This is a genomic window from Microbacterium sp. BE35, assembly GCF_031457705.1.
Lineage (GTDB): Bacteria > Actinomycetota > Actinomycetes > Actinomycetales > Microbacteriaceae > Microbacterium > Microbacterium trichothecenolyticum.
In genome coordinates this window covers 497974-524037 of sequence record NZ_JAVDXD010000002.1, presented here as the reverse complement: position 1 = coordinate 524037, position 26064 = coordinate 497974, and the positions used below count along the sequence as shown (strand labels likewise).

The following is a 26064-nucleotide window of genomic DNA, read 5'->3' as shown; positions in this document are numbered from 1 at the left end:
GTCCCGTCCTGCGGGTCGCTCCGTGGCGCGAACGCTCAGGCGTCATCCTTCGGCCAGTTCGCCTCGTTCTTGCGGCTGGGCTGCACACGGGGCGGCTCCCCGGGCATCTTCGGGAAGTCCGGCGGGAACGGCAGCTCGCCGAGCCCGTCGTCGAGGTCGCGCTGCCACCACTCCAGCAGCGTGTCGATGCGCCCCGGCTTCGCGAGCAGGTCCGCCCACGGGTCGCCGACGTCGGCCAGGCGCCGGGGAACCGTCCGCACCGTGAACGCGGCCGGGTCGACCCCGGCCTCCAGTTCGTCCCACGTGAGGGGCGTCGACACTGTCGCGTTCGGCAGCGCCCGCGGGCTGTAGGCGCCGGCCATCGTGCGGTCGCGGTTGGCCTGGTTGAAGTCGATGAAGATGCGCTCGCCGCGCTCCTCCTTCCACCAGTTCATCGTCACCTTGTCAGGCAGACGCCGCTCGAGCTCGCGGCCGGCGGCGATGACCGCGTGCCGCACATCGAGGAACTCCCACTCCGGCTCGATCGGACAGAACACGTGGATGCCGCGATTGCCGCTGGTCTTGAGGAACGCCGTCAGACCCGCCTCGGCGAGGACGTCGCGCATCGCGGGGGCGACGGCCGCGGCATCCGTGAAATCCGTTCCCGGCTGCGGATCGAGGTCGATGCGCAGCTCGACGGGGTTGTCGGTGTTCGCGGTCAGCGACGCCCACGGGTGGAAGACGATCGTGTTCATCTGCACGGCCCACACCGCCGCGGCGATCTCGGTGAGGATGATCTGGGGATGCCGCCGCCCGCTGTTGTACGTGACGGTCTGGGCTTCGACGAAGGCCGGCGCCCCCTTCGGCGGGTTCTTCGAGTAGAACCGCTCGCCGTCGACACCCTCGGGGAACCGTTCGAGAGAGACGGGGCGGTCGCCGTTCGCGGCCAGGAAGGGCTCCTGCACCGCGATGAGGTACTCCGCGAGCTCGCGCTTCGTGATGCCGACCTCCGGCCAGATCACCCGGTCGGGGTTCGAGATCCCCACCTCGCGATCGCCGTCGGGGCCGGGCACGGTGAGGGTGATCCGCGGGGACGCCATGGATCAGACGCTAGCGGGGAGCCGCGACATCCGTCACCCCGCTCACCGCGCGAAGCGGTAGAGCTGCCCGGCCCGGCGGCGAGCCTCAGTCCACGAGGGCGAGCACCGGCGCGAGATCCTCGCGGCCGAGTCGGATCCACGGCCCCGCGGGGTCGACCACGATCCCCGTGATCCCGTCGTCGCTGCGCAGCGCCTTGGCGAGCTGGGCGCCGGTGATGGGTCCGGCGTTGTCGCCACGACCCATGACAGCGATTTCGAGCGGATGCGAGTACACCTCGAGGAAGCGATGCCCCTCCGCGTCGCGGCCCTCGGCCAGGCCGGGTGCGCCGCTCTCCGCGACTCCCACCGCGACCCACAGGGGCACCCGAGTGAGCGCCTCCGCCACCTTGCCGCTGATCTCAGGAGTGCGCTCCGCCGCGAGGAGGGTCTTGACGGTCAGCTGCGGATCGGCCTGCTCGACGGCCCGCTCGAGCAGCTCCTTCGGAAGCACGGCACGAGAGGGGGCGGACGCGGGGTCGATGATGATCCCGTCGTAGGCGCTGGCGAAAACGTGCCGCAGCACCGTGAGCACCGGCTGGCCCATTGCCGACGTCTCCGTGTCGCCGTCTGCCTTGACGCTCGCCTGCAGCGCGGCGCCGCTCGAGTAGACCAGGGCGAATGTGCGCTCACCGGAGTTGGCGATCGCGAGCGGCAGACCCTTACCCTCGGCGAGGAGCGCGCGGGCGTCGCCCTTGACCCGCAGGAAGAGATGCCCCTGCAGCAGCTGCCGCGCGACGTCGAGCAGCGCCTGGGACGCCGGGGCGTCGCCGACGCGCCCGAGCGCAGCGCGCAGCAGCACATTGTCGCGCAGCCCCGGCACGGTCTCAGTCTGCTCGGGCGCCGTGCGCATCCACTCCCGCAGACCCATGCGCGGCTGCGGGCCGGGGGGCACGGTCTCGTCGGCCCGCGGCTCGCGCGGCTGGGCCGGCTGCGAGGAGGACGGGGACACCCCGAGCCCGCCGAACGACGAGACGGAGATGGAAACGGATGCCGCTTGCGCTTCATCGTCGGGTGCGTCGGGGGCGGTGCCCGCCTCCGCGGTCCGGGCCGCAGCATCCGTCTCCGGAGAAGGCGGGTCGCTCACGGCGGCCTGCGCGGAGTCGGACGGAGCGGCGGCCGGCCCGTCGGGTGCGATCTCGGCCGCGACGTCCTCAGCCTGTGCGGGCTCGGGGGAGGTCGACGGCTGCTCGGCGGGCTTCTTCGGACGGCGCGAGAACAAGGCCATTGTGCGAGCCTAACCCGCCGCCGCGCCGCCGCCCTCCGGATGGAACGCGACTCGGCACCTGCACAGCTCAGCCCAGCGCGGAGGCCCCGGCGACGATCACCCCGATGCCGACGGCGAGAAGGGATGCTGCGAGCACGACGACTCCGGCCCACAGGAGAGCGATCGCGCGACCCGGGCGCTGCGGATCGCGGCCCAGCACCGACAGGAAGAATCCGCCCGGGAGGAGCAGCGCGCTCGCAAGCACGCCGACCGACGCCCACTGCCACGGCATCGGGACGCCGACCGCCGACACCAGGAGGAGGCTCACGAGCCCCAGGATCACGAGCACGCCGGCGTGCGCGTGCCCGGCGCGGAAGAAGGTCTTCTGCAGCCCGTTGAAGGGCAGACCGCGCGTCGCGATCCGCAGCAGGAAGGCGCCGCCCGACATGATGCCGATGACGGTGAGGATCGTCGCGCCGGCGACGATCGTGAGGATCGGGTCCATCGTGGCCTCCGTTGGATAGTTTCGCTCTCCAATATTGGATAGCTATAGTATCCAATGTCAAGACCTAGGGGGCTGCGTCATGAAGATCTCGGAGCTGTCGGAGCGCAGCGGGGTGCCCGTGGCCACCGTGAAGTTCTATATTCGCGAGGGCATGCTCCCCCGGGGTGAGGCGCTTTCCACGACCCGCGCGGAGTACGGCGAGGAGCACCTCTCCCGCCTCACCCTCATCGGCGCGCTGGCCGACGTGCGCGGACTCCCGCTGTCTCGTGTGCGCGACATCCTGGCCCTGATCGACGCCCCCGACGACGACCCGATCGCGACCCTGGGGCGTGCGGTGGGCGCCCTCCCGCCGTACGTCGAGTCCGACCGCGACGACTATCCCCGCGCGCGAGAGGCGATCGGCGAACTCGGCCTCACGTACGACCCCGATTTCACCGCGGTTCCCCAGCTCGACGAGGCGCTGCGGGCTCTGGAAGCGGCGGGATTGGATGCCTCCCCCGCCGTGCTCCGCCGCTACAGCGACGCGATGCGCCAGGTCGCGACCGAAGAGCTCGCCCCGATGGCCGGCATGTCGCGCGCCGAGGCGGTGCCCTACGCGGTGCTCGGCACCGCGCTGTACGAGCCGGTCATGCTCGCGCTGCGCCGCCTGGCCCACCACCATTTGCTCGCCACCGGACCCGACGGAGGCCGACTCTCCGAAGAGAAGCCGGCCTCCGTGTGACCTCTGCGCGGGCTATCGCGATGCGACGGCCCGCGTGGCCTCGGACGACTCGACAACCGTCTGGTAGCCCGCCAGCGTTCCGGTCACCGCGACCGTGAGGCGGGCACCCGCGATGTCCGGGGTCAGAACGAGTGACTCACCGCTCGCGTTCGGGATCGGCGCCCCGTCGGCGAACCATTGGAACGCGAACTGCGTGCCCTCGGTCCAGCCGCGAGGGTGAGCCTTGACCGTCTTGCCCACGCGCAGGGGACCAGTGATCTTCGGAATCGAAGATTCGAGCACGGGCAGGACAGCCGATCCGAGTACTGCGTCGATTCCAGTGCGCTGCTCGCCGTTCGCGATCCGGATGACGGTGGCCGACCCACGGTCGGCGACGTCGTCCCACCACTCACTGATGAGCGCTCCGTCGATCTCCGTCGAGAACGAGACGCGGTACGAATCGGCGGGGAGCCCCAGCGACGTCCAGCGGCCGTCCGCATCGGTCCGCGCCCCATCGCCCCAGGAGCCTGCGTCGATGACCACCGAGACACCCTCGAGCGGGTTCCCCAGCGCGTCCGTCACCACTCCTGAGAGGGTTGCGCTGAAGGTCTCGAGCACCGACTCGTCGTCGAGCGAGAGGACTGCGTCGATTCCGGAGATCGTCGCCGCGGTGCCGACAACGATGTCGTCGGCCGAGGCGACGTCCGGCGCGTTGTGCCACCACTCCTTGAGCGCGGCCCCGCCACCGGTCTCAGTGGTGAACCCCACACGATACGTCCCGGCCTCGAGGCCGCGAAGTTCGTAGGAGCCGTCGGCTCCGGCTCGGCCATCGCGCAACCACTGGCCCTCGGAGTCGTAGAGGGTGACCTGGGCATCCGCCGATGGCGCCCCCTCGCCGTCGCGGAGAACACCCGTGATCGACGCCCCCACCGCCAGGCGTGCACTCACATCGGTGGCGACCTCGCCCGGCGCCAGTGACAGCACCGTCGCCGCCGCCTCCGTCCTCGCGTCGTTCCACCACTCGCCGACGACGTTGACGGACGCGTTATCGGTCATGAACTGCACGCGGTAGTCACCAGGTGTGAGACCGGTGAGCGTGAACGAGCCATCCGACGAGGTGCTCACCCCACTCGCGTAGTTCGGACCACCGATGTTGACCGGACGCGCCCACACCGCCACGTCGGCAACCGGTGCGCCGGCCTCATCTGTGACAACGCCCGTGACCGTCGCGCCGATGGTCAGTTCGGCGTCTGCCGTGGCTGTCGCACCGGAGCCGACGCTCACAGTCCGGGCCGTGTCGGCGTAGGGCGCGTCGTCGAACCACTCGCCGAGAAGCGAGCCCGAGGACCAGAACGCGACCTTGTAATCGCCCGCGGCGAGACCGAGCACTGCGTACGCACCGGTTTCGTCCGTCGTGGCGGATCCCGCCCACTCGCCCGCGCCCCACGCCTCCGCGTGGTACACCGATACGCCCACGCCGGAGGCAGGGGTTCCGTCGCTGTCCGTGACCGTGCCTGCGACTGAGCCGGCCAATCCGAGTACCGCGTCGTACCCCGTGTGTTCCGTCCCGGCGGTGACCGCGACCGACGTCGCCTGCGAGCGTGAAGCGGCGTCGTCCCACCACTCGCCCGCGAAGGCGGCGCTGAGAAGGGCCGGAGCGAACTCGAGCAAATAGGAGCCCGTCCGCAGGCCCGCGAGGCGGTAGGCACCGGTCGCGTCTGTGAAGCCGCTGCTCGCCCACCGGCCCATGTCGTCGATGGCGCGCACCGACACGCCCGTGATCGGCTCGCCGGCTTCATCGCTCACCTCGCCGGAGAGCGCCGCGCCCACGCCGAGTTCCGCGTCGATGTCGACGACAGCTGCACCCGACACGACGGAGATGGTCTTCGCCGACAGGATGTCGCCGGCGTCGTCCCAGTACTCCGCGATCAGTTCGGACGCGCCGGAGAAGGGTCGGAACTCGATCCGGTAGTCCCCGTCGGGCAGACCGGACAGGGTGTACGCCCCACTTGCATCCGTCGCGACGGAAGTGTGCCATGCCCAGTATCCCCATGCCGACTGGTAACGGTGCGCGATGACCGAGACGCTGTCAGCGCCCGTGCCGTCCTCCGCCGCAACCACACCGGAGATCGATCCGGTGTCGTCGGCGCGCGCCGGCGTGGCACCGAGCACCCCCGCCAACAGCACCAGCACAGCCAGTACAACACCGAGATAGCGAGAACCAGAACGGCCCCAGACTGCAGTCATCGACACCCCATCGCGCGACAAAGAAGACGCGGCGGACGCCGCGCGCGCTCATCCTGACAGAGTCCGCGGACACGTAGAGGCGGTCTGTGGATAACCCGTCAGAGCTTGGAGATCGGGGCGATCTTGATCAGCAGCTTCTTCGGCCCTGCGGAGTCGAACCGCACGTGGGCGACGCGCTTGGCACCCTCGCCGGTGACGGCGTCGACGCGGCCCTCGCCGAAGTCGTCGTGACGGATGCGGTCGCCCGGCGCCAGCTCGAGGTCGCCGTTGTCGCGCACCTTGGCGGGGATCTTGTTCGCGAACCGCTCGAGGTTGCCCGACGGCTCGCGCCGCGCCAGCGGCACCAGGTCGTCGCCGTAGCGCCGGCTGCCCGAACCGCCGAAACCGGAGCCGGACCCCGAACCTCGGCGCGCGTTCAGCGCGCGCGACTGCGTCCCGCCGCGCGAGTTGACGTCGCCCGGCGACTGGCGCCAGTGAAGCAGCTCGGCCGGGATCTCCTGCAGGAACCGGCTCGGCATCGCCACCGTCACCTCGCCGAACTGCGCGCGGGTCATCGCGAGCGAGAGGTACAGGCGCTTGCGGGCTCGCGTGATGCCCACGTAGAACAGCCGCCGCTCCTCCTGCGGGCCGCCGGGCTCCCCCGCCGAGATCCGGTGCGGGATGAGGTCCTCTTCGACACCCGTGACGAACACGGCGTCGTACTCGAGACCCTTCGCCGTGTGCATCGTCATGAGCGACACCGAGCCTGAGGCGTCCTCGAGGTCGTCGGCATCCGACACGAGAGCGACTTCGGTGAGGAAGTCCAGCAACGTGCCCTCGGGGTTGTTGCGTGCGAACTCGCGGGCGACGGCGACCATCTCGTCGAGGTTCTCGATGCGCGCTTCGTCCTGCGCGTCCTTGCTCGCACGCAGCGCGTCGTAGTAGCCGCTCTTGTTCAGCAGCAGCGTGAGGCCCTCGGCGACCGCGGTCGGGGGGGCCAGTTCGCCCGACGCAGGGAGCATGATCTCGGATGCCTCGGCCAGCACCGCGTCGAGATGTGCGATGGCCGCCTGGATCTTGGGTCCGACGCCCAGCGCCGACGCGTTCGCGAGCGCGTCGCGGAACGTGATCTGCTGGTCGGCCGCGTACCGCGAGATCGTCTCGATCGTCACGTCGCCGATGCCGCGGCGCGGGCGGTTGATGATGCGGCGCATCGCCATCTCATCGGCCGGGTTCGCGACGGCGACGAGGTACGCCAGGGCGTCCTTGATCTCGGCCCGTTCGTAGAACTTCGTGCCGCCCATGATCTTGTAAGGCAGCGCGGAGCGGATGAAGATCTCTTCCAGCGCACGCGACTGCGAGTTGGTGCGGTAGAACACCGCGACCTGCGAGTAGTCCACGCCGGCACGGCGCAGCGCCTCGATCTCGTCCGCGACGAACTGGGCCTCGTCATGCTGCGAGTAGCCGGTGAAGCCGACGATCTGCTCACCCGCGCCCACGTCCGTCCACAGCTTCTTGTCTTTGCGGTCGAAGTTGTGGCTGATGACCGCGTTCGCGGCGGACAGGATGTTCTGCGTCGACCGGTAGTTCTGCTCGAGCAGCACGACCTTGGCGCCCGGGTAGTCCTTCTCGAACTCGCTGATGTTGCGGATGTCGGCGCCGCGGAACGCGTAGATCGACTGATCCGAGTCTCCGACCACCGTGAGCGACGCGCCCTCTTCGGCGGCGGGCTCCGGCTCGAAGATCATCATGCCGCCGGAGCCGGCGAGGGGTGCGGCATCCGATCCCGGCGGACGCGTCAGCTCGTGGATCAGCGCGTACTGCGCGTGGTTGGTGTCCTGGTACTCGTCGACCAGCACATGCCGGAAGCGCCGCCGGTAGACGTCGGCGACCTGCGGGAACGCGCGGAACAGGAACACCGTCTGCCCGATGAGGTCGTCGAAGTCGAACGCGTTCGCCTTCTGCAGCTCGCGCTGGTACGCGCCGAACAGCTCGACGAACACGCGCTCGGCAGGGTCGCTCATGTTGGCCGAGCGGGCGTAGGACTCAGCATCAGCCAGCTCGTTCTTCAGCCGCGAGATCTTCGACTGCGTGGCCGCGGGAGTGAGGCCGAACGCGTCCGCCTCGTGCTCCTTGACGAGGCGCTTGATGAGCGCGCGCGAGTCGCCGGAGTCGTAGATCGTGAAGGACTTGGTGAAGCCGAACTGCTCGGCCTCGCGCCGGAGGATCCGCACGCAGGCCGAGTGGAACGTCGAGATCCACATGCCGCGCGACGAGTCGCCCACGAGCTGCTCGACGCGCTCGCGCATCTCGCCGGCGGCCTTGTTGGTGAAGGTGATCGCCAGGATCTGACTCGGCCATGCCTCCCGGCCCCGCAGCAGCGACGCGATCCGCCGTGTCAGCACGCTGGTCTTACCCGAGCCCGCGCCGGCCACGATGAGCAGAGCCTGCCCGCGGTACGTCACGGCCTCCCGCTGCTGCGGGTTGAGCCCTTCGAGCAGGTCTTCGTCGGGGCGTGCGCCGGTGGCCCGAGGGCCGATGTCTCTGCCGACGATGATGGGGGTGCTGGCGTCCGTCATTGCCCGTCAAGTCTAGGCGCGCGCGCCGACACCCACCCCCGGGGCTCCCGCCGTCGCAGAGCGACGGTGCTGGCCTCACTGCAGCCCCGACGCAGCCGCCTTCAGCCGCTTCAGCGACGGCGACACCTCATCCAGCCGTTCCTCCGCCTCGTCGCGCAGCAGGTCGGCGATGGTCACGTAGGCGTCGGACGGCTCGCCCGCCCGGCCCGCGAGCGCTCCTTCGTGCGCCACCCGGTGCGCGAGCAGCCTCGCGTCGCGATGCGCGCCGAGCGCGTCGTGCAGGTACTCGCCGGCGTGCGCGATGGCTTCGACCTGCTGAGGGAACAGGTCCGGTGCGACGTCGGCGATCGCCTCGGCGACATACCGCGTGCGGCGCGCGGCCTTGCGCAGTGCGTGGTGCGCCTCGTCGGATCCGTCCAGCCGGCCCTCGGCCTTCTCCACGCGGCGCGCCTGATTCGCCAGCACGTCCGCGAGCACGTCCGGCGCGGGCCGATCCGGCTCGACGACGCCGGCGGTATCGACGAACTCCCGCAGCAGCCTTGTGCGCTCCTCTGCTCGCGGCGAGCCTGCGAGCTGCACCAGCCGCTGGTGGGCGGCGGCGTAGGCGTCGCGCTGGCTCTCGACGAGCCGGTGCACGACGGCCGGGTCGTCGATCTGCGCACGTTCCAGCAGCTGCTCCGCGACGTCCGCCGCAACCTCGATGTCGCGCACGACCCCCAGCTCGCGCCCCCACTCCGCATACGCGACGCGCAGGCGCTCGGCCGACCGCGTGTCGAGCTCCGCGCGGAACCCGCCCAGCACACTGCGCAGCCGCCGCACGCGCACGCGGTGCTGATGGACGCCGTCCGGCTCGTCCGCCAGAGCGGCAGCGGCGGTGCCTTCGACTTCGGCCGCCGCGCGGCGCACGATCTCGCCGAGCACCTCCCCGACGGTGGGGGTCTTCCGCGACCTGCGCATCTCCCGAGCCTAGGGACGCACCGCGCGGCGGGGAAGATCCGCGACCAGCGGGGGCTGGCCGGGGAGAGCTTTCAGCCGCGAGTGGGCAAGATAGACCCCATGCGCACCCTCCTCAACATCATCTGGCTCGTGCTGTCGGGCTTATGGATGTTCCTCGGCTACATGCTGGCAGGGGTGGTGCTGTGCATTCTGATCCTCACCATCCCGTGGGGCATCGCCTCGTTCCGCATCGGCCTCTACGCCCTCTGGCCGTTCGGCCGCACGATCGTCGACAAGCCGACATCGGGCGTCGGCTCGTTCCTCGGCAACGTCGTCTGGGTGGTCCTCGCCGGCTGGTGGCTGGCGATCGGTCACATCATCACCGGCATCGCGCTGTGCATCACGATCATCGGCATTCCGCTGGGCATCGCGAGCTTCAAGCTCGTCCCGATCTCGCTCATGCCCCTCGGCAAGGTCATCGTCGACAGCCGCACGCTCCAGCCGGTCTGATCCGGATCACGGATGCCGCGGGCCCGCCCGCGCCTAGGGCTCGACGATGTGCGATCGCGTGGCGAGCGCGTTGAGCTCCTCGCATCCCCCGGCCGTCACGAGGACCGCGCCGCCGATGCACACCTGGCGGAGTCCGATGAGTGCGGCGGGCTGGAACGCGAACGCCATGCCCGCGCGGAGTTCGAAGTCGCCGTCTGCGGGAACGACGCCGGGAATCGGATAGCCGTCGAGGTCGGCACGACCCTGGGCGTTGACCCACATCGGGCTGTTGTACAGGCCGGGTGAGACGGTCTGCACCACGGGTGGCCGGCTCCACACGTCGGCCGCGACGATCTCCGCGTGCATCGCGGCGTACACGTCCGAGAACAGGACGCCAGGCCGTGTGGCGGCGACGCCCGCCTCGTAGGCTGCGCGGGCGGCATCCGCGAGACGGCGGTGCACGTCGTCGGATCCGAACTGCACGTGCATCTGCTGCTGCGACTCCAGCCCTGCCCAGCAGGCGAAGATCTCCGCGCCGATCGAGTCGCCCGGACGGAGGATCGGCGGCTCGCCGCCGGCCCAGCCCCATTCGATGGGACCGCCGAAGGCGGGGTTCCCGCTGCGGAGGATCATCCCGGGTCCGGCGCTGTGACCGCCCCGGCGCGTGATCTCGGCCTCGACCGCCGCGTACACGTCGCTCTCGCGCGCACCGACGCGCGCAGCATCCAGGAACACGCGGCTGGCGTGCTCGCCGATCTCGGCCGCGTGACGGAACAGCTCCTGCTCCTGCGGGCTCTTCACCAGTCGCGCCCGCGCGAAGGGGAGCGTGATGTCGACCCATTCGACGTCGGGCGTCGCCGCCGTGATCATCTCCCAGGCTCCGTGCGGGATGCCGCCGCCGAATGGGGACGCACCGCCCAGGCCGATCACTCCGACGCGCCCACGACCGATGCGCCACGTGCGCAGCACCTCGGCGATCAGCAGGGGCGGGGGGCCGGTGCGCAGGTCCGCGATCCATCGCGCGTCGGCGAGCCGCCGACCCTGGTCGTCGGACCTCAGCAGAGCGACCGCGCCCACTCCCGAGAGGAGAGCGGGCTCACCGTCGCGCGGAATCGCGACGATGCCACCGGGGATGGCCTCACCAGCCAGGTACACGTCGGTGCGATCGAACGTGCTGCCGAAGGCGACGACCCCCGAGAGGTCATCCGCGTCCATCAGCTCCCGCACGACCGCCCATCGACGATCGCGTTCGTGAAGGGTCGGTCGGGGGAACGGTGTGCGGGCCGGTGGCATGTCGGAGCTCTCTGTCGGCTGTGCAGGACGACGGGTGTGGGAGAGGATGCGGCGCCGCGCCCTCTCCCCCCGGGTGGATCAACCCCAGGCGGTGTCCATCGACTCCAGAACCTGCTCGATCGTGAGCTGTCCGGTGAGGATGCCGGTCACGCCGGTGCCGAGCGCGTCGAACACGGCGCCGTTCGGCCAGTCGACGGGCGGGTACGGACGCGTGCCCTCGGCGGTGAGCAGCTCCTGCGAGCTCTGGTAGGCCTCGGGCAGTTCGGCCGTGTCGCCGCCCAGCGGAAGCGTGCCCTGGATCTCGGCCATCATGGCCGCCTGCTCGGGCTCCGCCGACCACTGGATGAAGTCCTTGACGAGCTCGGGGCTCTTCGTCTTGGCATTGCCCGCGATGCCGTCGGTGCTGGTGAGCAGCACCTTCGGGTCGAGGCCTTCGGGCGCCGGCATCGGCAGCACGGCCATCTGCAGCGCGCCCCCGGAGGCGTTCGCGAGCGTCACCGTCGCGCTGCTCGGCGCCGCGAAGGCGAGCATCGTGCCGCCTGCGACCCCGTTCGTCAGTGCGTCGAAGCCGGCGCCCTCGGCACCGGGCTGCATGCAGCCGGCGTCGTCGAGGTCCTTGATGGCCTGCAGCGCGTCCTTCCAGCCGTCGGACGCGGCGAAGGTGGTGTCGCCTGCCGCGCGCTGGTCGTTCCAGTCGGGCTCAGGGCCGTAGACCGTGCTCGCCGCGAAACCGAGCGCCGTGATCGCGGGTGCCGTGGGAACTGCGCCGGCGAGGCCGAGCACGGCGATGCCGTCGTCCGATGCCCCGCCGCACTGGGCCGCGAGGTCTTCCAGGGTCGTGTCGGCGGTCCACTCGATGCCGGAATCCTCGGCGAGCGGCGCGTTCATGACGAGCCCGTTCACCTGCACCGAGGTGGGCACCCCGTAGAACGTTCCGTCGAACACCCATCCGGCCTGCACGGCCTCGGGCAGAGACTCTTCGAGGACCTCGCTGTCGAGCGGAAGCACCAGGCCTGCATCGGCGAGCGGGCCGACCGAGGGATTCTGGCCGGTGCCGGAGAGCGCGTAGAACACGTCAGGGCCGTTTCCCGCATTCAGCTGGGTGTTGAGCAGCGACGGGTAGCCGTCGAGACCGTACTTCTGGATCTCGATGGTGACGCCGGGGTGGCTGTCCATGTAGCTCTGCGCGAGCTGTTCGTACCAGTCCTGCGCGTCGGCAGCGATGGAGTACGCGAACGTGATCGTCTGCGGCTCCTCTCCGTCGCCGGCGTCGGCCGAGCCGGCGCAGCCGGCGAGAAGGAGCGCCGCCGAGGCGCTCGTGGCGAGCACGAGGGTGCTTCGTCGGACGTGCTTGCGTGCCATGGTTCTGCCTTTCATTCGGGTGTTTCGGGTTGGCTCTGGTGTCAGACCGCGACCGGGCGCGGCGCTCGGTCGAGCAGGCGGTCGCGCAGCACTCGCGCGCTGTCGACGATGAAGCTCATCGCCGCGTCATCGGTCACCGTCGCGCGCAGGCGCGCCTCGGTTGCACGCATGTCGTCTGCCGAGGCGAACGCCTCCGCATGACCGTGTGCCCAGGCCAGCTCGGCGTCGCTCAGGTCGGTGTGCGAGGCACGCCACTCCGGGTCGTCGACGAACAGCGACATCTCGGTGCCCGGGTCCTCGCGCATGCCCGGGAAGAGGCCCTCGATCGAGTAGTTCCGCGCCGGCGCAGACGCCAAGGCATTCAGGACCCCGTCCCAGTCGATGACTCCCTCGCCGATGGGCGTGATGAGGCGACCGATGCCGTGCTCGTTGGGGACGACCACGACATCGCGCAGATGGGTCTGGCGCGTGTAAGGGGCGACACGACGGGCGGCCTCGACGGGGTCCTCGCCGCGGATCACCACGTTGGCCGAGTCGAACGTGATGCCGAACGCGTCCGGGCCGGAGTCCTCGACGAGGCGCACGACCTCGAAGCTCGAGATCTCTTCGTGCGTCTCGAGGTTCAGATGCAGACCGAGGTCGCGCAGCACCGGCGCCAGCATGTCCAGCACGCGCGCGGTCGCCGCCAGCTGCTCGGGCCACGACACATCCGTGCGGAAGCGGTCGCAGGCGCGCAGGCCGCGCAGCCGGAACTGGTAGTTCGTCGTCGCGGCCCACACTTCCCTGATTCCGCACCCCGCGGCGGCCTCGAGCTTGCGCCGCATGCCTGTGAGCCAGTCACCGTCGCCGAGCCCACGTGTCGTCGCGTCCTCGGGCATCGCGAACGGGTTGACCTTGCCGGCCCCCGCCTCGAGGTAGAGGCCGCGCTCGGCGGCCGCGGCGGCGACGTCGGCCAGCTCCCGGGCATCGAGCGTCGGGCTGAGATCGAGGATGTCGCGGAAGAACACCCCGTCCAGCCCCAGCTCGGCGACCCGCTCGATGACCCAGTGAGCGTCGTGCGTGAACGCGCCGGGCAGCTTCGTGGAGTCGGTGCCGACCCGGATCAGGCTCATGCGTCGGCGCCCTTGTCGTCGCCGGGGTCCGACAGGTCGACCAGGCCCCGGCGGAAGACGTTCTCGGGGTCGTACCGGCGCTTGGTCGCGGCGAGGTCGTCGTACTTCGCGCCGTACACCGCCTTGGCCACCTCGTCATCACCCTGCACCGACGCGAAGTTGATGTAGGTGCCGCGCTTGGAAGGTGCGAGCGCGTCGGAGAACCCGCGAGCCCATTCGACCAGCGGAGCCTTCTCCGACGGATACTCCCAGTCCGCCCCGATGTTGGCGGAGTAGTTCATGACGCGACCCGTGGGCAGCGCGTCGTCGCGTCCCTCACGTGCCGTGCCGGGCCCCGCGATGATCTCGAACGGGCACATCACTTGATGCGAGATGAACGCGCTGGAGTTCAGTGCGCGGCCCGGATAGAGATCCGACTGCTCGATGATCGTGTCGATCACATCGTCGGTGAGCTCCTCGATGAAGGTGTGCTTCCAGTAGTGGCGCAGGCCGTAGCGGAACTCGTCGTCGGTCTGGTGCTGCAGCGTGACGTGCGGCATCGTGCGCACGTCGAGGTAGATCGGTGTGAACCCCTCGAAGATCGGCGCGGTCGCCTCGGGCTCGTCGGCCGGGTCGCCGTAGCGGATGGTCGCGAGCGACAGGATCGGCTGGCCGCGGTGCTCAGCGGGGATCTGACTCCAGAACTCGGGTGCCCGGTACAGCCGCAGGTATGTGCCGACCTCTGACGGCATCCCGATGCCGCGCGCGGCGAAGCGCTGCATGATCGCCCGGCGGTCGTCCGCGGCGAACAGTGCGAGGCGCACCGTGGCCAGGCCAGCGAGCCGCTGCGGGCGGAACGTGAAGCGCGTCGCGACGCCGTAGTTGTGGCCGGCGCCCTTCATGGCCCGGAACAGGTCGGGGTGCGACGTCGCACTCACTTCGAGGATGCTGCCGTCGGCGACGACGACCTCGATCGACTCGAGGTGGTCCACGGTCGCGCCGTGCTGGCGCGCGAGGTATCCGAAGCCGCCGCCGAGCGTGAGTCCCGCAACACCGGTGTGCGACACCACGCCGGCAGGCACGACGAGACCGGTCCCCTCGCACGCGCGGTCGACCTGCCCCCAGTTGCAGCCGCCCCCGACCCGGATGAGGCCGGCCTCCGCGTCGATCTCGATGCCGTCGATGAGGCGCGTGTCGATCTGCACCGCGCCGTCCATCGCCGCCGTGCCGGCGAGGTTGTGACCGCCGCTGCGGACCGTGATCGGGTAGCCGTGGGCCGTCGTCCAGCGCAGCGCCGCCGACACGTCCTCCGCGTTCCGCACCCGCACGATCGCTGCGGGGCGGCGGTCGATGTCGGCATTCCAGAGGCGGCGGGCGAGGTCGTACGCCGCCGTGCCCGGGTACAGCACATCGCACTCGACGGCGTCGGCGAGCTGCTCGATCGGGGTGACGGTGAGGGTCGTGGACATGATGCTCCTAACGGGAGGGGACGGATGCTGCGCGCTCGGCGAGCACGGAGCGCAGGTGCGAGGCCGACCGGGCGACGAAGGCGTCGTGCGTCGTGCGCTGGTCGGGAAGGAAGACGTCGAGGTCGGAGAACGACGGACCGCTGCCGTCGGCGGCGGCGCGCGCGGAAGAGGCGGCCAGGGCGTGCAGCGCGTCGAGGTCCGCATCGTCCAGCTCGGGGTGAAGTCCCACCCAGAAGGGGTCGGCGATCGGGACGTCACTGCGCCCTGACCATCCCCCGACGCCCTCGATGGTGAGGTTCAGCGCCGGGTTGGCAGCGAGGATGATGCCGAGGATCTCGTCCCAGTCGAGCTGCCCCTCACCGCAGGGCCGCAGGAAGCGGGTGAGCCCGTTCCCCTCAGGAGACGGATGGACACGGATGTCGCGCAGCTGAGTGCTGACGACGTGCGGCGCGACGCGCTCGACCGCCGCGCGCGGGTCCTCTCCCCGAGCAATCGGGTTCGCAGGGTCGAGGCAGATGCCGACGTGCGGATCGTCCGCACCCTCGACGATGCGCAGGAGTTCGCGGGTGGTGATCTCCTCGTGCGTTTCGATGCCCAACACGAGGTCGTAGTGCCGGAGCGCGGGGAGCAGCTTGTCGACGAGGCTGCTGATGGCCCGCAGCTGGTCGGGCCAGGGCGCCTCTCGGCGGGCGCGGTCGGTGTCGTACGGTGCCGCGTACTCCTTGACGCCCGCGCACGCCGTCCACAGTGTGCTCCAGCCCATCTCGGCGCAAGCGGCGAACATGCGCTCCATGCCGGCGATGAAGTCGCCGTCGCCCAGTGCGCGCACCTCGGGCAGCTCCGCGGTCATGTAGGGGTTGATCTTTCCGACGCCCATCTCCACGTACATGCCGAGTTCGTCGGCGCGCCGGCGGAAGGCATCCAGCTCCCCCCTGTCGAGGGTGGGCGACAGATCGGTGAGGGTGCGGATGTTGACGCCCTCGAGGCCCTGCGCGTGCAGCGTGTCGAGCAGCGCCGGGCCGTGCCCCCACAGATCGCCGACCCGGACGAGGCTGATGTCGGAGCCGATGCGCGTCACTCCGCCACCTCCACGCCCAGGCGGCGCCCGGCGTGCGGGAGGATGCGCAGCGCGTTCAAGCTCGACACCGCGGCGACCTGCTCGGCCGTCCAGCCGTCGCGCACCCGCGTCGCGTAGTCGCGCTCCAGCGGCAGGATCGACTCGTTGGCCCACGGCACGTCGGTGCCGAACAGGATGCGGTCGGTGCGCTCGAGCTGGAGCAGCGGACCCAGGTTGAGCGTGGTGTCGTAGTAGAGCCCGTCGAGCTTGCGGATCTCGGCCTCGAGACCCTCCGCGGTCACCGGCACGTTCCAGTCGCCGCCCTGCAGGGCGTGCATCGCGATGCGCCACTTGATGTACGGCACCATGCCGCCGGTGTGGGGGAAGACGAACCGGATCCGCGGGAACCGCTCGAACACGTTCGCTGCGGCGAGCGCGGTGACCGCACGCGTCGTGTCGAACGTCCCCTCCAGAAGGGGTCCCGGCAGGCCGGCAGGAGCGTCGAACACCAGGATCGGGTGCATGAACACCACCGCGTCGCGGGCATCGAGCTCCTGGAGGAGTCCGGCGTATTCCGGCTGCGCGAGGTAGGCGCCCTGATAGCTGGTCAGCATCGCGACGCCCTCGAACCGGCCGCTGTCCAGCGCCGAGACCGCGTGCGCTGTCGACAGGTCGGGGTCGGGCATCGGCAGCGTGGCGAACGCGCCGAAGCGGGTCGGTTCCTCCCCCACGATGCCGGCGAGCTCGTCATTCAGGTCGTCGGTCACGGCGGCGAGATCGGGGCCCGCCCACGACAGATCCGCGGGGACCGACAGAACCGACATCGTGGTTCCGGTGATCGCCATCTGCTCGAGTGCGATCTCGGGGTTCCACGCAGGGCCGCCACGGAAGACCGGGAGCCCGCGACGCTCCTGGTGGGCGACAAGCCCGGGAAGCGTGGGGTGGTGGTGGACGTCGATGAGGGTCATCGGACAGCTCCGATCTTCGTTGACGAGCAAGTTGGTATACAACATACGAACAAGCGGAAAGCCGTCGCTATATCCATCAAGCGCATGACGCTTATGTCGCGCATCGACGGCGTTTATACTTCTCGCCGGCTCGACCTGGGCCGGTGTGCCGTATACAACAGTCAAGGAGGGCCACTGCCCGAGGAGAGACCATGACCCCACGCACCTCAGCCACACACACGTCGACCGACGCCATGTCCACGATCGGAGCGACGCACCAGCCGCTGCGCGAACGAGTGAGGGATCTCGTTCGCGACCGGATCGTGCGCGGCGAATTCGCCCCCGGCGACCGCCTCGTCGAGCGAGTGCTCGCCGAGGAGATGGGCGTCTCACGCGTCCCGGTGCGCGAAGCGCTCACCCTGCTGAAGGGCGAGGGATTCGTGCAAGATGTGCCGCGGCGCGGCGTCATCGTCACGGTGCTGGCGAAGGAGGACGTCGACGACCTGTTCGACGTGCGCGTCGCCCTCGAGGTGCAGTGCGCACGCTTGGCGAGCACGCGGGCGACCGACGACGAGATCCAGGCGCTCGCAGCCATCGCGGATGAGGCCGATGCGGCGCTCGCGCGAGGCGACGTCGACGCCATCGCCGACCTCAGTCAGGCCTTCCACGACGCCGTCCCGCGCATGGCGCACAACCGCATTCTGGCGTCGACCCTCGAGCCGCTCGAGGGCCGGCTCCACTGGGTGCTCCGCCAGAACCGGTCGCCCGAGATCCTGCTCGCCGAACATCGGGAGCTGGTCGAGGCTCTCGCGCTGCGCGACGCCGACGCGGCAGCCGATGTCGCGCTGCGCCACGTGGACACGAGCCGCGCCCTCTGCCACGAGATCATGTTCGGCGACGAGGACTGACAAGCCGCGGATCACGGATGCCGCGGCCCCGCAGCATCCGATTCGTCACAGCAGTCGGCGCGCCGACGCCCAGGCCGTGAGCTCGTACCGTGACGAGAGCTGCAGCTTGCGCAGCACCGCGGACACGTGCGACTCGACGGTCTTCATCGAGATGAAGAGCTCGGCGGCGACCTCCTTGTAGGCGTAGCCGCGGGCGATGAGCCGCATCACCTCCTGCTCGCGCGACGACAGGCGGTCGAGCTCGTCGTTGGTGGTCGCGGTCTCGCCGACGGCGGCGCCGAAGGCGTCGAGCACGAATCCCGCGAGGCGCGGCGAGAACACCGCGTCTCCGTCGGCCACCGCGTGCACCGCACGGCTGACTTCCGCGCCCGACGAGCCCTTCGTGATGTACCCGCGGGCCCCGGCGCGGATGACCCGCACGACGTCTTCCGCGGCATCCGACACGCTGAGCGCCAGGAAGCGGGTCGCTGGCACCGCGGGCGCAGCCCCGCGGATCACGGCCTCGCCGCCGGCCGCATCAGGTCCGGATGCCGCGCCCGCCCCCGCCGGCAGGTGCACGTCGAGCAGCACGACGTCGGGACTCGTCGCTTCGATGACGGCCACCGCCGAGGCCGCGTCGGCTGCCTCGCCGACCACCTCGATCGACGCGTCGAGGTCGGCGCGCAGGCCGGAGCGGAAGATCGAGTGGTCGTCGACGATCACGACGCGCACGGTGCGTTCAGCCACGGCTCGCCTCCCGGGTATGCGCAGAGCCGGCGTCGGGCGAGGGGGTCGCGGCATACCGCAGGTGCACCTCGGTGCCGCCGCCCGCTCCCCTCCGCACGGTCGCCGACCCGCCCGCGCGCCGCATGCGGCCGAGGATGGATTGACGGATGCCGAGCCTGTCGTCCGGGACGTCGTCGAGGTCGAACCCGGGGCCCCGGTCGCGCACGTAGACGTCGACGGCGTTCGCGTTGCCCTCGATGTACACCGATACGTCGCCGCCGGCGTGGCGCGCCGCGTTCAGCATCGCCTCGCGCGAGGCCGCCGCGACCTCGCCGCTCGCGCGCTCGGCAGGAAGCCCCGCCGAGACCACGTCGATGCGCACCGGGTAGTCGAGTTCGAGCGCGGCGGCGTAGTCCCGCAGGTCGGTGGGCAGGTCGCTGTCGGCGGGGGCGTCGCCGTCGTAGAGCCAGGAGCGCAGCTCGCGCTCCTGGGCACGGGCCAGGCGTGCCACTTCGCTCGACGCGCCGGCGCGGTTCTGGATCAGGGCGAGGGTCTGCAGCACCGAGTCGTGCAGATGCGCGGCCATCTCGGCGCGCTGCTCCTCACGGATCCGTCGCACGCGCTCACCCGAGAGCTCGCGCCAGCGGTCGACCAGGATCGACGAGTACACGAGCAGGATGCCCGCGATCGGCACCAGCGCGATCACGAACCCCGCGATGCCGGTCTGCCGCAGCGCCGAGAGCTGCGTGAGCAGCAGCAGGATCAGGGCCGCCGTCACCACGATGCGCACGACGTTCTCGTGCCGCGGGCCGCGCGCGGGGTCTCGGCGGTCGACGAGCGTCGCCCAGGCGCCCGCCGCGACCGCGAGCGCGGTGGCGAGGAGCACGCCTCCCACCCATCCGGGCGGTGACGTCCGGCCGACGCCGTTCGCCCCGAACAGGGCGATCGCGGCCATCGTCACCAGCACGACCGCGATCGCCGCCCCGGTGAGCAGCCAGGCCACGGGCACCCGGCGCGTCGGCACGTCGTGCCCGTGCGCGGCCGCGGTGGCAGCATCCGCCTTTCCTGCGCTCCTCGGGTCGCCCGCGCCGGCTGTGCCCGCGGCGCCGCCGGGCGGCCGCGGGTCGTCCCACGGCACGAACACCCACAGCCACGCGTACAGCAGCGCGCCCGCACCCCACACGACGGTCAGCGCGACGAACGCGGTGCGCACGACCCACAGCGGCCAGCCCAGATGACGGGCCAGTCCCGCCGCGACCCCCGAGACGGCGCAGTCACGCACACGACGCAGCGGCGGCCGGTCCACAGGTGCCGGCGGCAGCGCCACGCCCGCGACGGCGTGCGTCGGAGTCGTGGAGGAGGGCATGCCGACAATCCAACCATCGCGCCCCACCCCGAGCCACGATCCCGAGCGGAGATCAGGGACGCGTCAGGGGATCACCCCATAGCGAGCCCCCCGCGGTGGCCGCCAGGGTGGAGACATGACCGACGCGACCACCGCTGCCCCCACCGATCCGGGACCGCCGCCGACCGCCCCTCCAGGGCTGCCGACCGGCACGGACCGGTTCTTCTCGTGGGTGGAGGGCCTCGGCATCGTCCGCGCAGACGGGTGGCTCGGCGGGGTGTGCGGCGGCCTCGCGGCTCGCCTGCGGATCGACCCGATCATCGTGCGCGGCATCTTCGTCGTGGTGGCGCTCTTCGGGTTCCCGGCGCTGCTGGTCTACGCGATCGCGTGGGCGCTGCTTCCCGACACGAGCGGGCGCATCCACCTGCGCGAGCTCTTCCACGGCCGCTACGACGCCGCGATGACCGGTGTCTTCATCCTCGCCGTCGTCGGCTTCGTCCCCGTCGTGCCGTGGCTGCGCAACATCCTGATGTGGCCGCTGTGGGCGCTCACCGGGTTCGCGCCGTGGGCGTGGGACGGCTCGGGCATCTGGGACCTCGGCTCTCCGTTCGGCGGCATCGGCGTGATCCTCACCCTCGCCCTCATCGGCACGGCCGTGTACTTCATCGTCCGGGCGGCTCAGGCCGGCCGGCCCTCCCGGGCGGGCGCGCCGATGGCTTCCGCGCCGCCCGCCCCGGTCGCGTCGCATTCGGGTGCCGACGCGGCCCCTCCTCTCGCGGCCGACGCCGCGGGCATCGCGGATCCGGCCGGTCGGGCGCCGGCCGGATCCGCGACAGGATCGAAGACGGTCCCCGCTCCCACTCCAGACGCCGCTGCCGCGTCGCCCGGAGCCTCTGGGGGCGGGGGCCCAGCTGCGCCCGCAGGCGCTCTGCCGGGTCCCGACGCCGGCGATGTCGCTGCGGCGGACTGGCGCGCCGACTGGCGCGCGACCCAGGAACAGTGGCGGGTGCAGAACGACGCGTGGCGTCGCAGCCAGCAGGACGCGGCCCGCGCCGCCCGCGAACAGGCCCGGCGTGAACGACACGCCCACGGCGCGGCCTTCGCCCTCGACGCGGAGGAGCGCCGCCGCGCGCGCCGCGCCTCGTACCCCCGCACGAGCTTCGCGTTCGTGCTGACGACGCTCGGCGCCGCGGTCGTCGCCGGTGCCCTCGCGGTGCTGGTCGCCTCGAGCCCCGGCTCCGAAACGGCACCCTACGCCGGCGCCATCGGGCTGTTCACCGCCGCCGTGATCACCGCGCTCGCGATGGTCGTCGCCGGTGCGTTCCGCCGGCGGAGCGGGTTGCTCACCGCGGTCACGATCGTGCTCCTGGTGATCGGCAGCACGGTGGCGGCAGCATCCGGTCCTCAGCGCCTGGTGATCGGAAGCATCCAGCTCGGCACCGCGACCTATGAGCAGACGGCGATTCAGCCGTTCGGATCCACGTTCATCTCCGTCGGATCGCTGTCGGACAGCGAAGACATCCGCGCCGGCGGCGTCGTCGTGACGAAAGGTGTCGGCGGCACCGACATCGTTGTGCACCCCGGCACGGTGCTCGAGCTCGACGCGACGCTCGGAGACGGCGTCGTGCTCTACTCACGCATCCCCGATGCCGGCGGCGAGGCCGTCTCGGGAACCGTCGAGCCCGACGCCGACGGTGAGGTGACCTGGCGCGCCGTCAACGAGGACCCGAGCTCCGACGCCCTCACGACCCAGCACGTCACCCTCGACCAGCGCACCGGCTCGGTCCAGGTCACGATCTTCGAGAAATGAGCACCGATATGAGCACTCCTGAGACTCCGGATGCTGCACCCACCGCCGATGCGACGACCCCTGTCGCCGACGCCCGGGCCGGCGAGCGCGACACCGCCGACACGGCAGTGGCGATCGACCTGACGCCGCCGGCACCCTCGCCCCTTCCTCCGGCGTTCGATCCGTTCGTGGCCTCAGCGTCAGCGCCGGAGCCGGCAGCCGTTGCCGCCGAACCGGCGACCCCGCCGGCGACCGCGGTGGCACCGCGCGTGCGGTGGGCGGGGATCGTATGGGGTCTCGTGCTCGCGGTGATCGCCGCTTTCGCCGTGTGGGTCCTCACCGACGCGGCACGCCAGGCCGCGGTCACCGCGTGGCTGGTGAATCTGACTCCCGCCGCCGCCGTCGCGTACGTCGTGCTCTTCCTGGGCGGGTTCGCGCTGATCGCAGGCATCGTCGGCCTCGCCCGCCGCGCGCAGCGCGTCGTCGAGCGACGCCGCACGCCCGACCCGGCCTGACGAAGACCGCACACCACCGGTCGTCGATCGGAGGGCGGAGGACACGGAGCCGTCGCCCGCACACGCGAACGCGCCGTGCGCCCGAAGGCGCACGGCGCGAACGCGGTGGATCAGGCGCCGGCCGTGGGGCGACCGACGCCCGACGATCACTCGGCGACGAGGCTGCTGCAGCCCTCGTCGCCCGAGCCGACGCAGACCACGAGGGTCTCGGCGTCGACGAGGTCCTCGGGAACCTGGAAGCTCCACACGAACGTGTAGGACTTCTCCGGCGTCATCGGCACCTCGACGGAGCGCTGCGAGACCGCGTCGGCCGAGAACGAGTCGTCCGTGGTCGAGCGCAGGACGGGCGCCACATCGACGTCGGACCGGCCCTTCTCCGACACCCACTGGGCGACGTTGACGGTGACCCACTGGTTGCCCTCGGCGGGCTCGTCGAGCGTGGCGGCAGCGCTCTCGTCGGGGACGATGCTGCTCCACACCTCGAGCTCGGTGCCGTCGGCGCCGACGCGCTCACCGGCGGCGGCGGGCTCGGTCACCGACGACTCGACGACCGAGTCGGCGGCCGACGTGGACGTCGGCTCGGGGTCGGCGGTCGACGCGCAACCGGCGAGCAGAAGGCCGGAAACGGCGGCGATGGACAGGAGTGCTGTGCTTCGTGAGCGCATGGTGAATACCTCTTCGAATTGTTTCGGGGATGTTTCTAAAGTACTCCCCCGACACGTGTGGTCCTACCACGCGCCGCCGTGCACTCCTCGTCTCAGGAGGCGCTGGTCCCCGCGTCGCCGCGAGCCTCCGGGCGTGAGGCCCCAGCCGGGACGCGCCGCCGTCGCCACGGCACCGCCAGCAGCAGTCCGACGACGAGCAGCGCACCGCCGAACGCGGCGGCGGCCCACGGGGTCACGGAAGGGATCTCGAGGTACGTCGTGATTCCGAGGATTCGCGCGAGCCCCCAGGGCAACAGGCCCATCTCGTCGTTCCAGAGTGTCAGCGCGGTCTCGAGGCCGATCGCGCCGACGACCACCGCGGGCACGAGCAGACCGGCACCGACCGCGGCGAGCACGTACCCGGTCGCGCGCCGCGCGCGCACCTGCGCCGACAGCGCCCAGCCGGCTGCGACGAACACCCACACGAACAGCGCGAACGCGACACCGATGTACACCGTGCGCAGCAGCGGGTCGGTCCAGAATGCGAACCAGTAGCCGCCCGGGCCCGTGAACGAGAGGGCGAACAGCGTCACGATGCAGCGCAGCATCACGACCCCGCCGACGGCGGCGATGACCGGCCATGGCGAGCGCTCCCAGACGAACAGACGCAGCACGAGGGCGAACACGACCCAGGCGCCGATGATGACCGCGAGGTGCGTCCACGACAGGAGCGACGTCTGCACGGCGCGCGTGGCGATCAGCAGCCCTGCGGGCACGATCAGCAGCAGCCATCGATCGAGCTCGAGCATGCCGAGGGTGGATTCGCGCGCCCGCCACGGCCTCGTCGAGGCGATCCACGTCGCGCGGGCTGCTGCGGCGCCGGGCTTGGCGACCAAGCGCGTGCGCGCCGCGAGCATGCCGATCACGACCCACGCGAGAGCCAGCACGAGCAGCACGCGGGCGATCCACGCCATGGGCTCGTCGCGCACCGCGCGCTCGACGCCGAGCTGGGCAGCGGTGAGGTTGAACGCGGGGTAGTCGAGGTTCCCCTCGTACTTCGCCAGGTGCTCGGCCGCGCGCTGCTCGTACGCGATGCGGTCGGCATCCCACTGCGCGTGCGCGTCGGATGAGAGCGTGTCGTGCCACTGCCCCTGATGCAGGATCATCGCGCGGTACGCCTCGAGCAGCCGGAGCGTGTCGAGTTCGTAGTCCAACGTGTCGAGGAACGCCGCCCGCATCTCCGAGGAGCGCCAGGTGGCGGCATCCGTCTGCGAAACGAGACCGTGCATCTGCTCGACCGCGGCGACCGCCTCTGCGCCGTCGCCGATCGCCGCCCCGACCCCGTCGGAACCGCTGTCGCGGACGATCGAGTAGAGCACGTCGAGCACCGCGGAGTCGCCGGTGAGGATGTCCCACTCGAAGATCCACATCATGGGCGGCGGCTCGAGCCCGATCGCGAACACGCGCTGCGCGGCGAACTGCGGCACGTACATGCCCTGGGCGATCGCCTCGCGCGAGTGCGTCATCGCCTCGACGATCGCCTCGACCGTGGCGGGGTCCTCGGAGAAGTACTCCCGGGCCCAGGCCGCGGTGATGCCGGCGACATCGGCCTCGGGATTCTGGGCGAGGGATGCCGCGAGCTGCGTGTTCAGCTCGTACAGCTGCCAGAAACCCGATTTCAGGTACAGACTCATCGGTCCGGCGCGCCACGGACCGCCGTCCTGGGTCCAGACCCAGACGCCCTCGAGCTGGTCGTTCTGTGCGATCAGCTGCTGCAGCGCCCACTGGTACTGCGGGCCGAGGTCGTTGGGGAACGCGCCGAAGTTCTCGAACTCGCGGCGGCTCTGGAACTCGACGATGCGCCGCTGCGCCCCCTGCTCGAGGGTGTCGTTGAGCGGCAGCCACGTGTAGAAGTCGCCGAGCGTGTACTTCGTCGACACGATGAGCGCGGGCGAGTCGATGCCGCCGAGCACCGCCTCGTACGACGCCGGGTTGGTGTGCATGTCGCCGACGGCGCCGACGCCCACCGACCACGTGCGGAAGATGACTTCGCGATCGGATGCCTCGGCCTGCGCCGTGAACGCCTCGAGCATCGTGCGCACCGCGTCCACCGAGGTCACCTCGAGCGCGGAGTAGTAGTCCCAGCCGCCCACGTCGTAGACGGGACCGGCCTCGCCGATGCGGATGAGCACGCCGTCGAGCGCGGGCACCGCGTCGTACAGCTCGTCGAGCCCCGCGGTGTAGACGCTCCACAGGTCGGGGTTCTCGGTGTCGAGCGAGCCGAACTCGTGGGTGAGGTGCTGCTCGAGCGGGCCGGTGAGGGCGAGCATGTCGGTGCGCAGGAACACCTTCATGCCGAGCTCGTCGGCGCGGTCCCAGAACGGGGCGTACGCCTCGCGCAGGGCCAGCGCCTTGTCGCGGTGGTCGTCGCCGTCGGCGTAGACCGGGCCATCAGGTGCGCCGTCGAACGTCACGTACTCGACGAACCCGGGGAACGCGACGGCGTTGAACCCGTTCGCGAGGGAATGCCGCAGGAACCCGTCGAAGTCCTCGAACGCGGCGGCGAGCGCGGTCTGATCGACGTACGGCGGCTCGGGCTGCATGACCGCGGCGAACGCCTTCGACGCGTGCGAGTAGTCGTCGCCCGACTCCCACTCGGCCGGATCGGGGATCACGCCGACCGCGCCGAGGTCGGTCATGCGCAGCGGCAGACGCGACGCCTCGTGCTCGCCGATGAGGTCCGTGAGGGGGGCGGCGGCGCGGACCTGGTTGCTGAGGTCGTAGATGCCGCGCGTGACACCGTCCTCGTCTCCGGCGCGGATGAGCAGCGCGGCGGTGTCACCCTCGATGGCGTACGCGTCGTCGGTCGCGATGAGCGTCGGGTCGATCCGCACCGTGAGCACGGCTTCGCCGGAGGTTCCGGATGCTGCCGCTACAGCATCCGTCAGCTCCTCCAGCGCGACCGACACGCGCTCGGTGTCGGGGGCGTCGAACGTGAACGACGGCGGGAGGACCGGCTCGGCGACGACCGGCACGACGGGTGCGGCCGGCTCCATCTGGGCCGACGGCTCGGTGCGGATGCCGAGCGCGTCGCCGACGGCGAACGCGACCCCGGCGCCGAGCGCCAGGAGGATGATCGCGGTGACGAGAGCGAGGATGCCTCGCCGTCGCGCCGTCGTCAT

At 70.9% G+C, this 26064-nt stretch carries 21 protein-coding genes; 5 read left to right on the top strand and 16 right to left on the bottom strand.

Going from position 1 to position 26064, the window contains the following annotated elements:
* Nucleotides 1-35: 35 nt before the first annotated feature.
* The 3 genes from ligD to J2Y46_RS08605 form a co-directional block, all read right to left on the bottom strand.
* Nucleotides 36-1079: a non-homologous end-joining DNA ligase gene (gene ligD / locus J2Y46_RS08615; protein ID WP_045300719.1), complete on the bottom strand. Its 1044-nt coding sequence runs from the start codon at nucleotides 1077-1079 to the stop codon at nucleotides 36-38.
* Nucleotides 1080-1164: 85 nt separating this feature from the next.
* The gene (locus J2Y46_RS08610) at nucleotides 1165-2343 is read right to left on the bottom strand and encodes an SseB family protein (RefSeq protein WP_310241660.1); all 1179 of its coding nucleotides are present in this window, start codon (nucleotides 2341-2343) and stop codon (nucleotides 1165-1167) included.
* Nucleotides 2344-2410: 67 nt separating this feature from the next.
* On the bottom strand, nucleotides 2411-2827 hold the full coding sequence (locus J2Y46_RS08605; protein WP_310241659.1) for a hypothetical protein: 417 nt from the start codon (nucleotides 2825-2827) through the stop codon (nucleotides 2411-2413).
* A 79-nt stretch (nucleotides 2828-2906) separates the two neighbouring features.
* Between J2Y46_RS08605 and J2Y46_RS08600 the strand changes: the two genes are divergently transcribed.
* On the top strand, nucleotides 2907-3548 hold the full coding sequence (locus tag J2Y46_RS08600) for a MerR family transcriptional regulator (RefSeq protein ID WP_045300713.1): 642 nt from the start codon (nucleotides 2907-2909) through the stop codon (nucleotides 3546-3548).
* Between the two features lie 12 nt (nucleotides 3549-3560).
* On the opposite strand, the gene J2Y46_RS08595 is transcribed toward J2Y46_RS08600, so the two are convergent.
* The 3 genes from J2Y46_RS08595 to J2Y46_RS08585 form a co-directional block, all read right to left on the bottom strand.
* Nucleotides 3561-5774, bottom strand: a complete 2214-nt coding sequence (locus tag J2Y46_RS08595) for a carboxypeptidase-like regulatory domain-containing protein (protein WP_157005611.1) — start codon at nucleotides 5772-5774, stop codon at nucleotides 3561-3563.
* Nucleotides 5775-5872: 98 nt separating this feature from the next.
* Nucleotides 5873-8332 (bottom strand): ATP-dependent helicase, encoded by a 2460-nt coding sequence (locus J2Y46_RS08590; protein WP_045300709.1) that lies wholly within the window; start codon nucleotides 8330-8332, stop codon nucleotides 5873-5875.
* A gap of 75 nt (nucleotides 8333-8407) precedes the next feature.
* On the bottom strand, nucleotides 8408-9289 hold the full coding sequence (locus J2Y46_RS08585) for a CHAD domain-containing protein (protein WP_310241657.1): 882 nt from the start codon (nucleotides 9287-9289) through the stop codon (nucleotides 8408-8410).
* Between the two features lie 99 nt (nucleotides 9290-9388).
* On the opposite strand from J2Y46_RS08585, the gene J2Y46_RS08580 reads away from it, so the two are divergent.
* Entirely contained in the window at nucleotides 9389-9778 is a 390-nt protein-coding gene (locus tag J2Y46_RS08580) for a YccF domain-containing protein (RefSeq protein WP_310241654.1), read from the top strand.
* A gap of 33 nt (nucleotides 9779-9811) precedes the next feature.
* On the opposite strand, the gene J2Y46_RS08575 is transcribed toward J2Y46_RS08580, so the two are convergent.
* The 6 genes from J2Y46_RS08575 to J2Y46_RS08550 all read right to left on the bottom strand — a co-directional run bounded on the left by J2Y46_RS08575 (nucleotide 9812) and on the right by J2Y46_RS08550 (nucleotide 16997).
* Nucleotides 9812-10984 carry a M24 family metallopeptidase gene (locus J2Y46_RS08575; RefSeq protein WP_310241652.1) on the bottom strand — a complete coding sequence of 391 codons (1173 nt, stop codon included), beginning with the start codon at nucleotides 10982-10984 and terminating at the stop codon, nucleotides 9812-9814.
* Between the two features lie 144 nt (nucleotides 10985-11128).
* Nucleotides 11129-12412, bottom strand: coding sequence for an ABC transporter substrate-binding protein (locus tag J2Y46_RS08570; protein ID WP_310241650.1), 1284 nt, complete (start codon nucleotides 12410-12412; stop codon nucleotides 11129-11131).
* 41 nt (nucleotides 12413-12453) lie between these two features.
* Nucleotides 12454-13524 (bottom strand): TIM barrel protein, encoded by a 1071-nt coding sequence (locus tag J2Y46_RS08565; protein ID WP_310241647.1) that lies wholly within the window; start codon nucleotides 13522-13524, stop codon nucleotides 12454-12456.
* Nucleotides 13521-14972, bottom strand: a complete 1452-nt coding sequence (locus tag J2Y46_RS08560; RefSeq protein ID WP_310241645.1) for an FAD-binding oxidoreductase — start codon at nucleotides 14970-14972, stop codon at nucleotides 13521-13523. The genes J2Y46_RS08565 and J2Y46_RS08560 overlap by 4 nt, the downstream gene beginning before the upstream one ends.
* Nucleotides 14973-14979: 7 nt before the next feature.
* Entirely contained in the window at nucleotides 14980-16050 is a 1071-nt protein-coding gene (locus J2Y46_RS08555) for a sugar phosphate isomerase/epimerase (RefSeq protein WP_052676859.1), read from the bottom strand.
* The gene (locus J2Y46_RS08550; protein ID WP_310241642.1) at nucleotides 16047-16997 is read right to left on the bottom strand and encodes an amidohydrolase family protein; all 951 of its coding nucleotides are present in this window, start codon (nucleotides 16995-16997) and stop codon (nucleotides 16047-16049) included. Before J2Y46_RS08550 ends, J2Y46_RS08555 begins: the two co-directional genes overlap by 4 nt.
* 191 nt (nucleotides 16998-17188) lie before the next feature.
* On the opposite strand from J2Y46_RS08550, the gene J2Y46_RS08545 reads away from it, so the two are divergent.
* Nucleotides 17189-17884, top strand: coding sequence for a GntR family transcriptional regulator (locus J2Y46_RS08545; RefSeq protein ID WP_310241640.1), 696 nt, complete (start codon nucleotides 17189-17191; stop codon nucleotides 17882-17884).
* Nucleotides 17885-17929: 45 nt separating this feature from the next.
* Here the strand turns inward: J2Y46_RS08545 and J2Y46_RS08540 are convergent, their stop codons facing one another.
* On the bottom strand, nucleotides 17930-18610 hold the full coding sequence (locus J2Y46_RS08540) for a response regulator transcription factor (RefSeq protein WP_310241639.1): 681 nt from the start codon (nucleotides 18608-18610) through the stop codon (nucleotides 17930-17932).
* On the bottom strand, nucleotides 18603-19955 hold the full coding sequence (locus J2Y46_RS08535; protein WP_310241637.1) for a PspC domain-containing protein: 1353 nt from the start codon (nucleotides 19953-19955) through the stop codon (nucleotides 18603-18605). Before J2Y46_RS08535 ends, J2Y46_RS08540 begins: the two co-directional genes overlap by 8 nt.
* Nucleotides 19956-20070: 115 nt before the next feature.
* On the opposite strand from J2Y46_RS08535, the gene J2Y46_RS08530 reads away from it, so the two are divergent.
* Both J2Y46_RS08530 and J2Y46_RS08525 read left to right on the top strand, forming a co-directional pair.
* Nucleotides 20071-21744 carry a PspC domain-containing protein gene (locus J2Y46_RS08530; protein WP_310241635.1) on the top strand — a complete coding sequence of 558 codons (1674 nt, stop codon included), beginning with the start codon at nucleotides 20071-20073 and terminating at the stop codon, nucleotides 21742-21744.
* 8 nt (nucleotides 21745-21752) lie between these two features.
* Nucleotides 21753-22238, top strand: a complete 486-nt coding sequence (locus J2Y46_RS08525) for a hypothetical protein (protein ID WP_245619621.1) — start codon at nucleotides 21753-21755, stop codon at nucleotides 22236-22238.
* A gap of 146 nt (nucleotides 22239-22384) precedes the next feature.
* Here the strand turns inward: J2Y46_RS08525 and J2Y46_RS08520 are convergent, their stop codons facing one another.
* Nucleotides 22385-22903: a hypothetical protein gene (locus J2Y46_RS08520; protein ID WP_310241633.1), complete on the bottom strand. Its 519-nt coding sequence runs from the start codon at nucleotides 22901-22903 to the stop codon at nucleotides 22385-22387.
* A 92-nt stretch (nucleotides 22904-22995) separates the two neighbouring features.
* A complete protein-coding gene (locus tag J2Y46_RS08515; protein WP_310241631.1) occupies nucleotides 22996-26064 on the bottom strand; it encodes a hypothetical protein in 3069 nt (1022 codons plus the stop codon).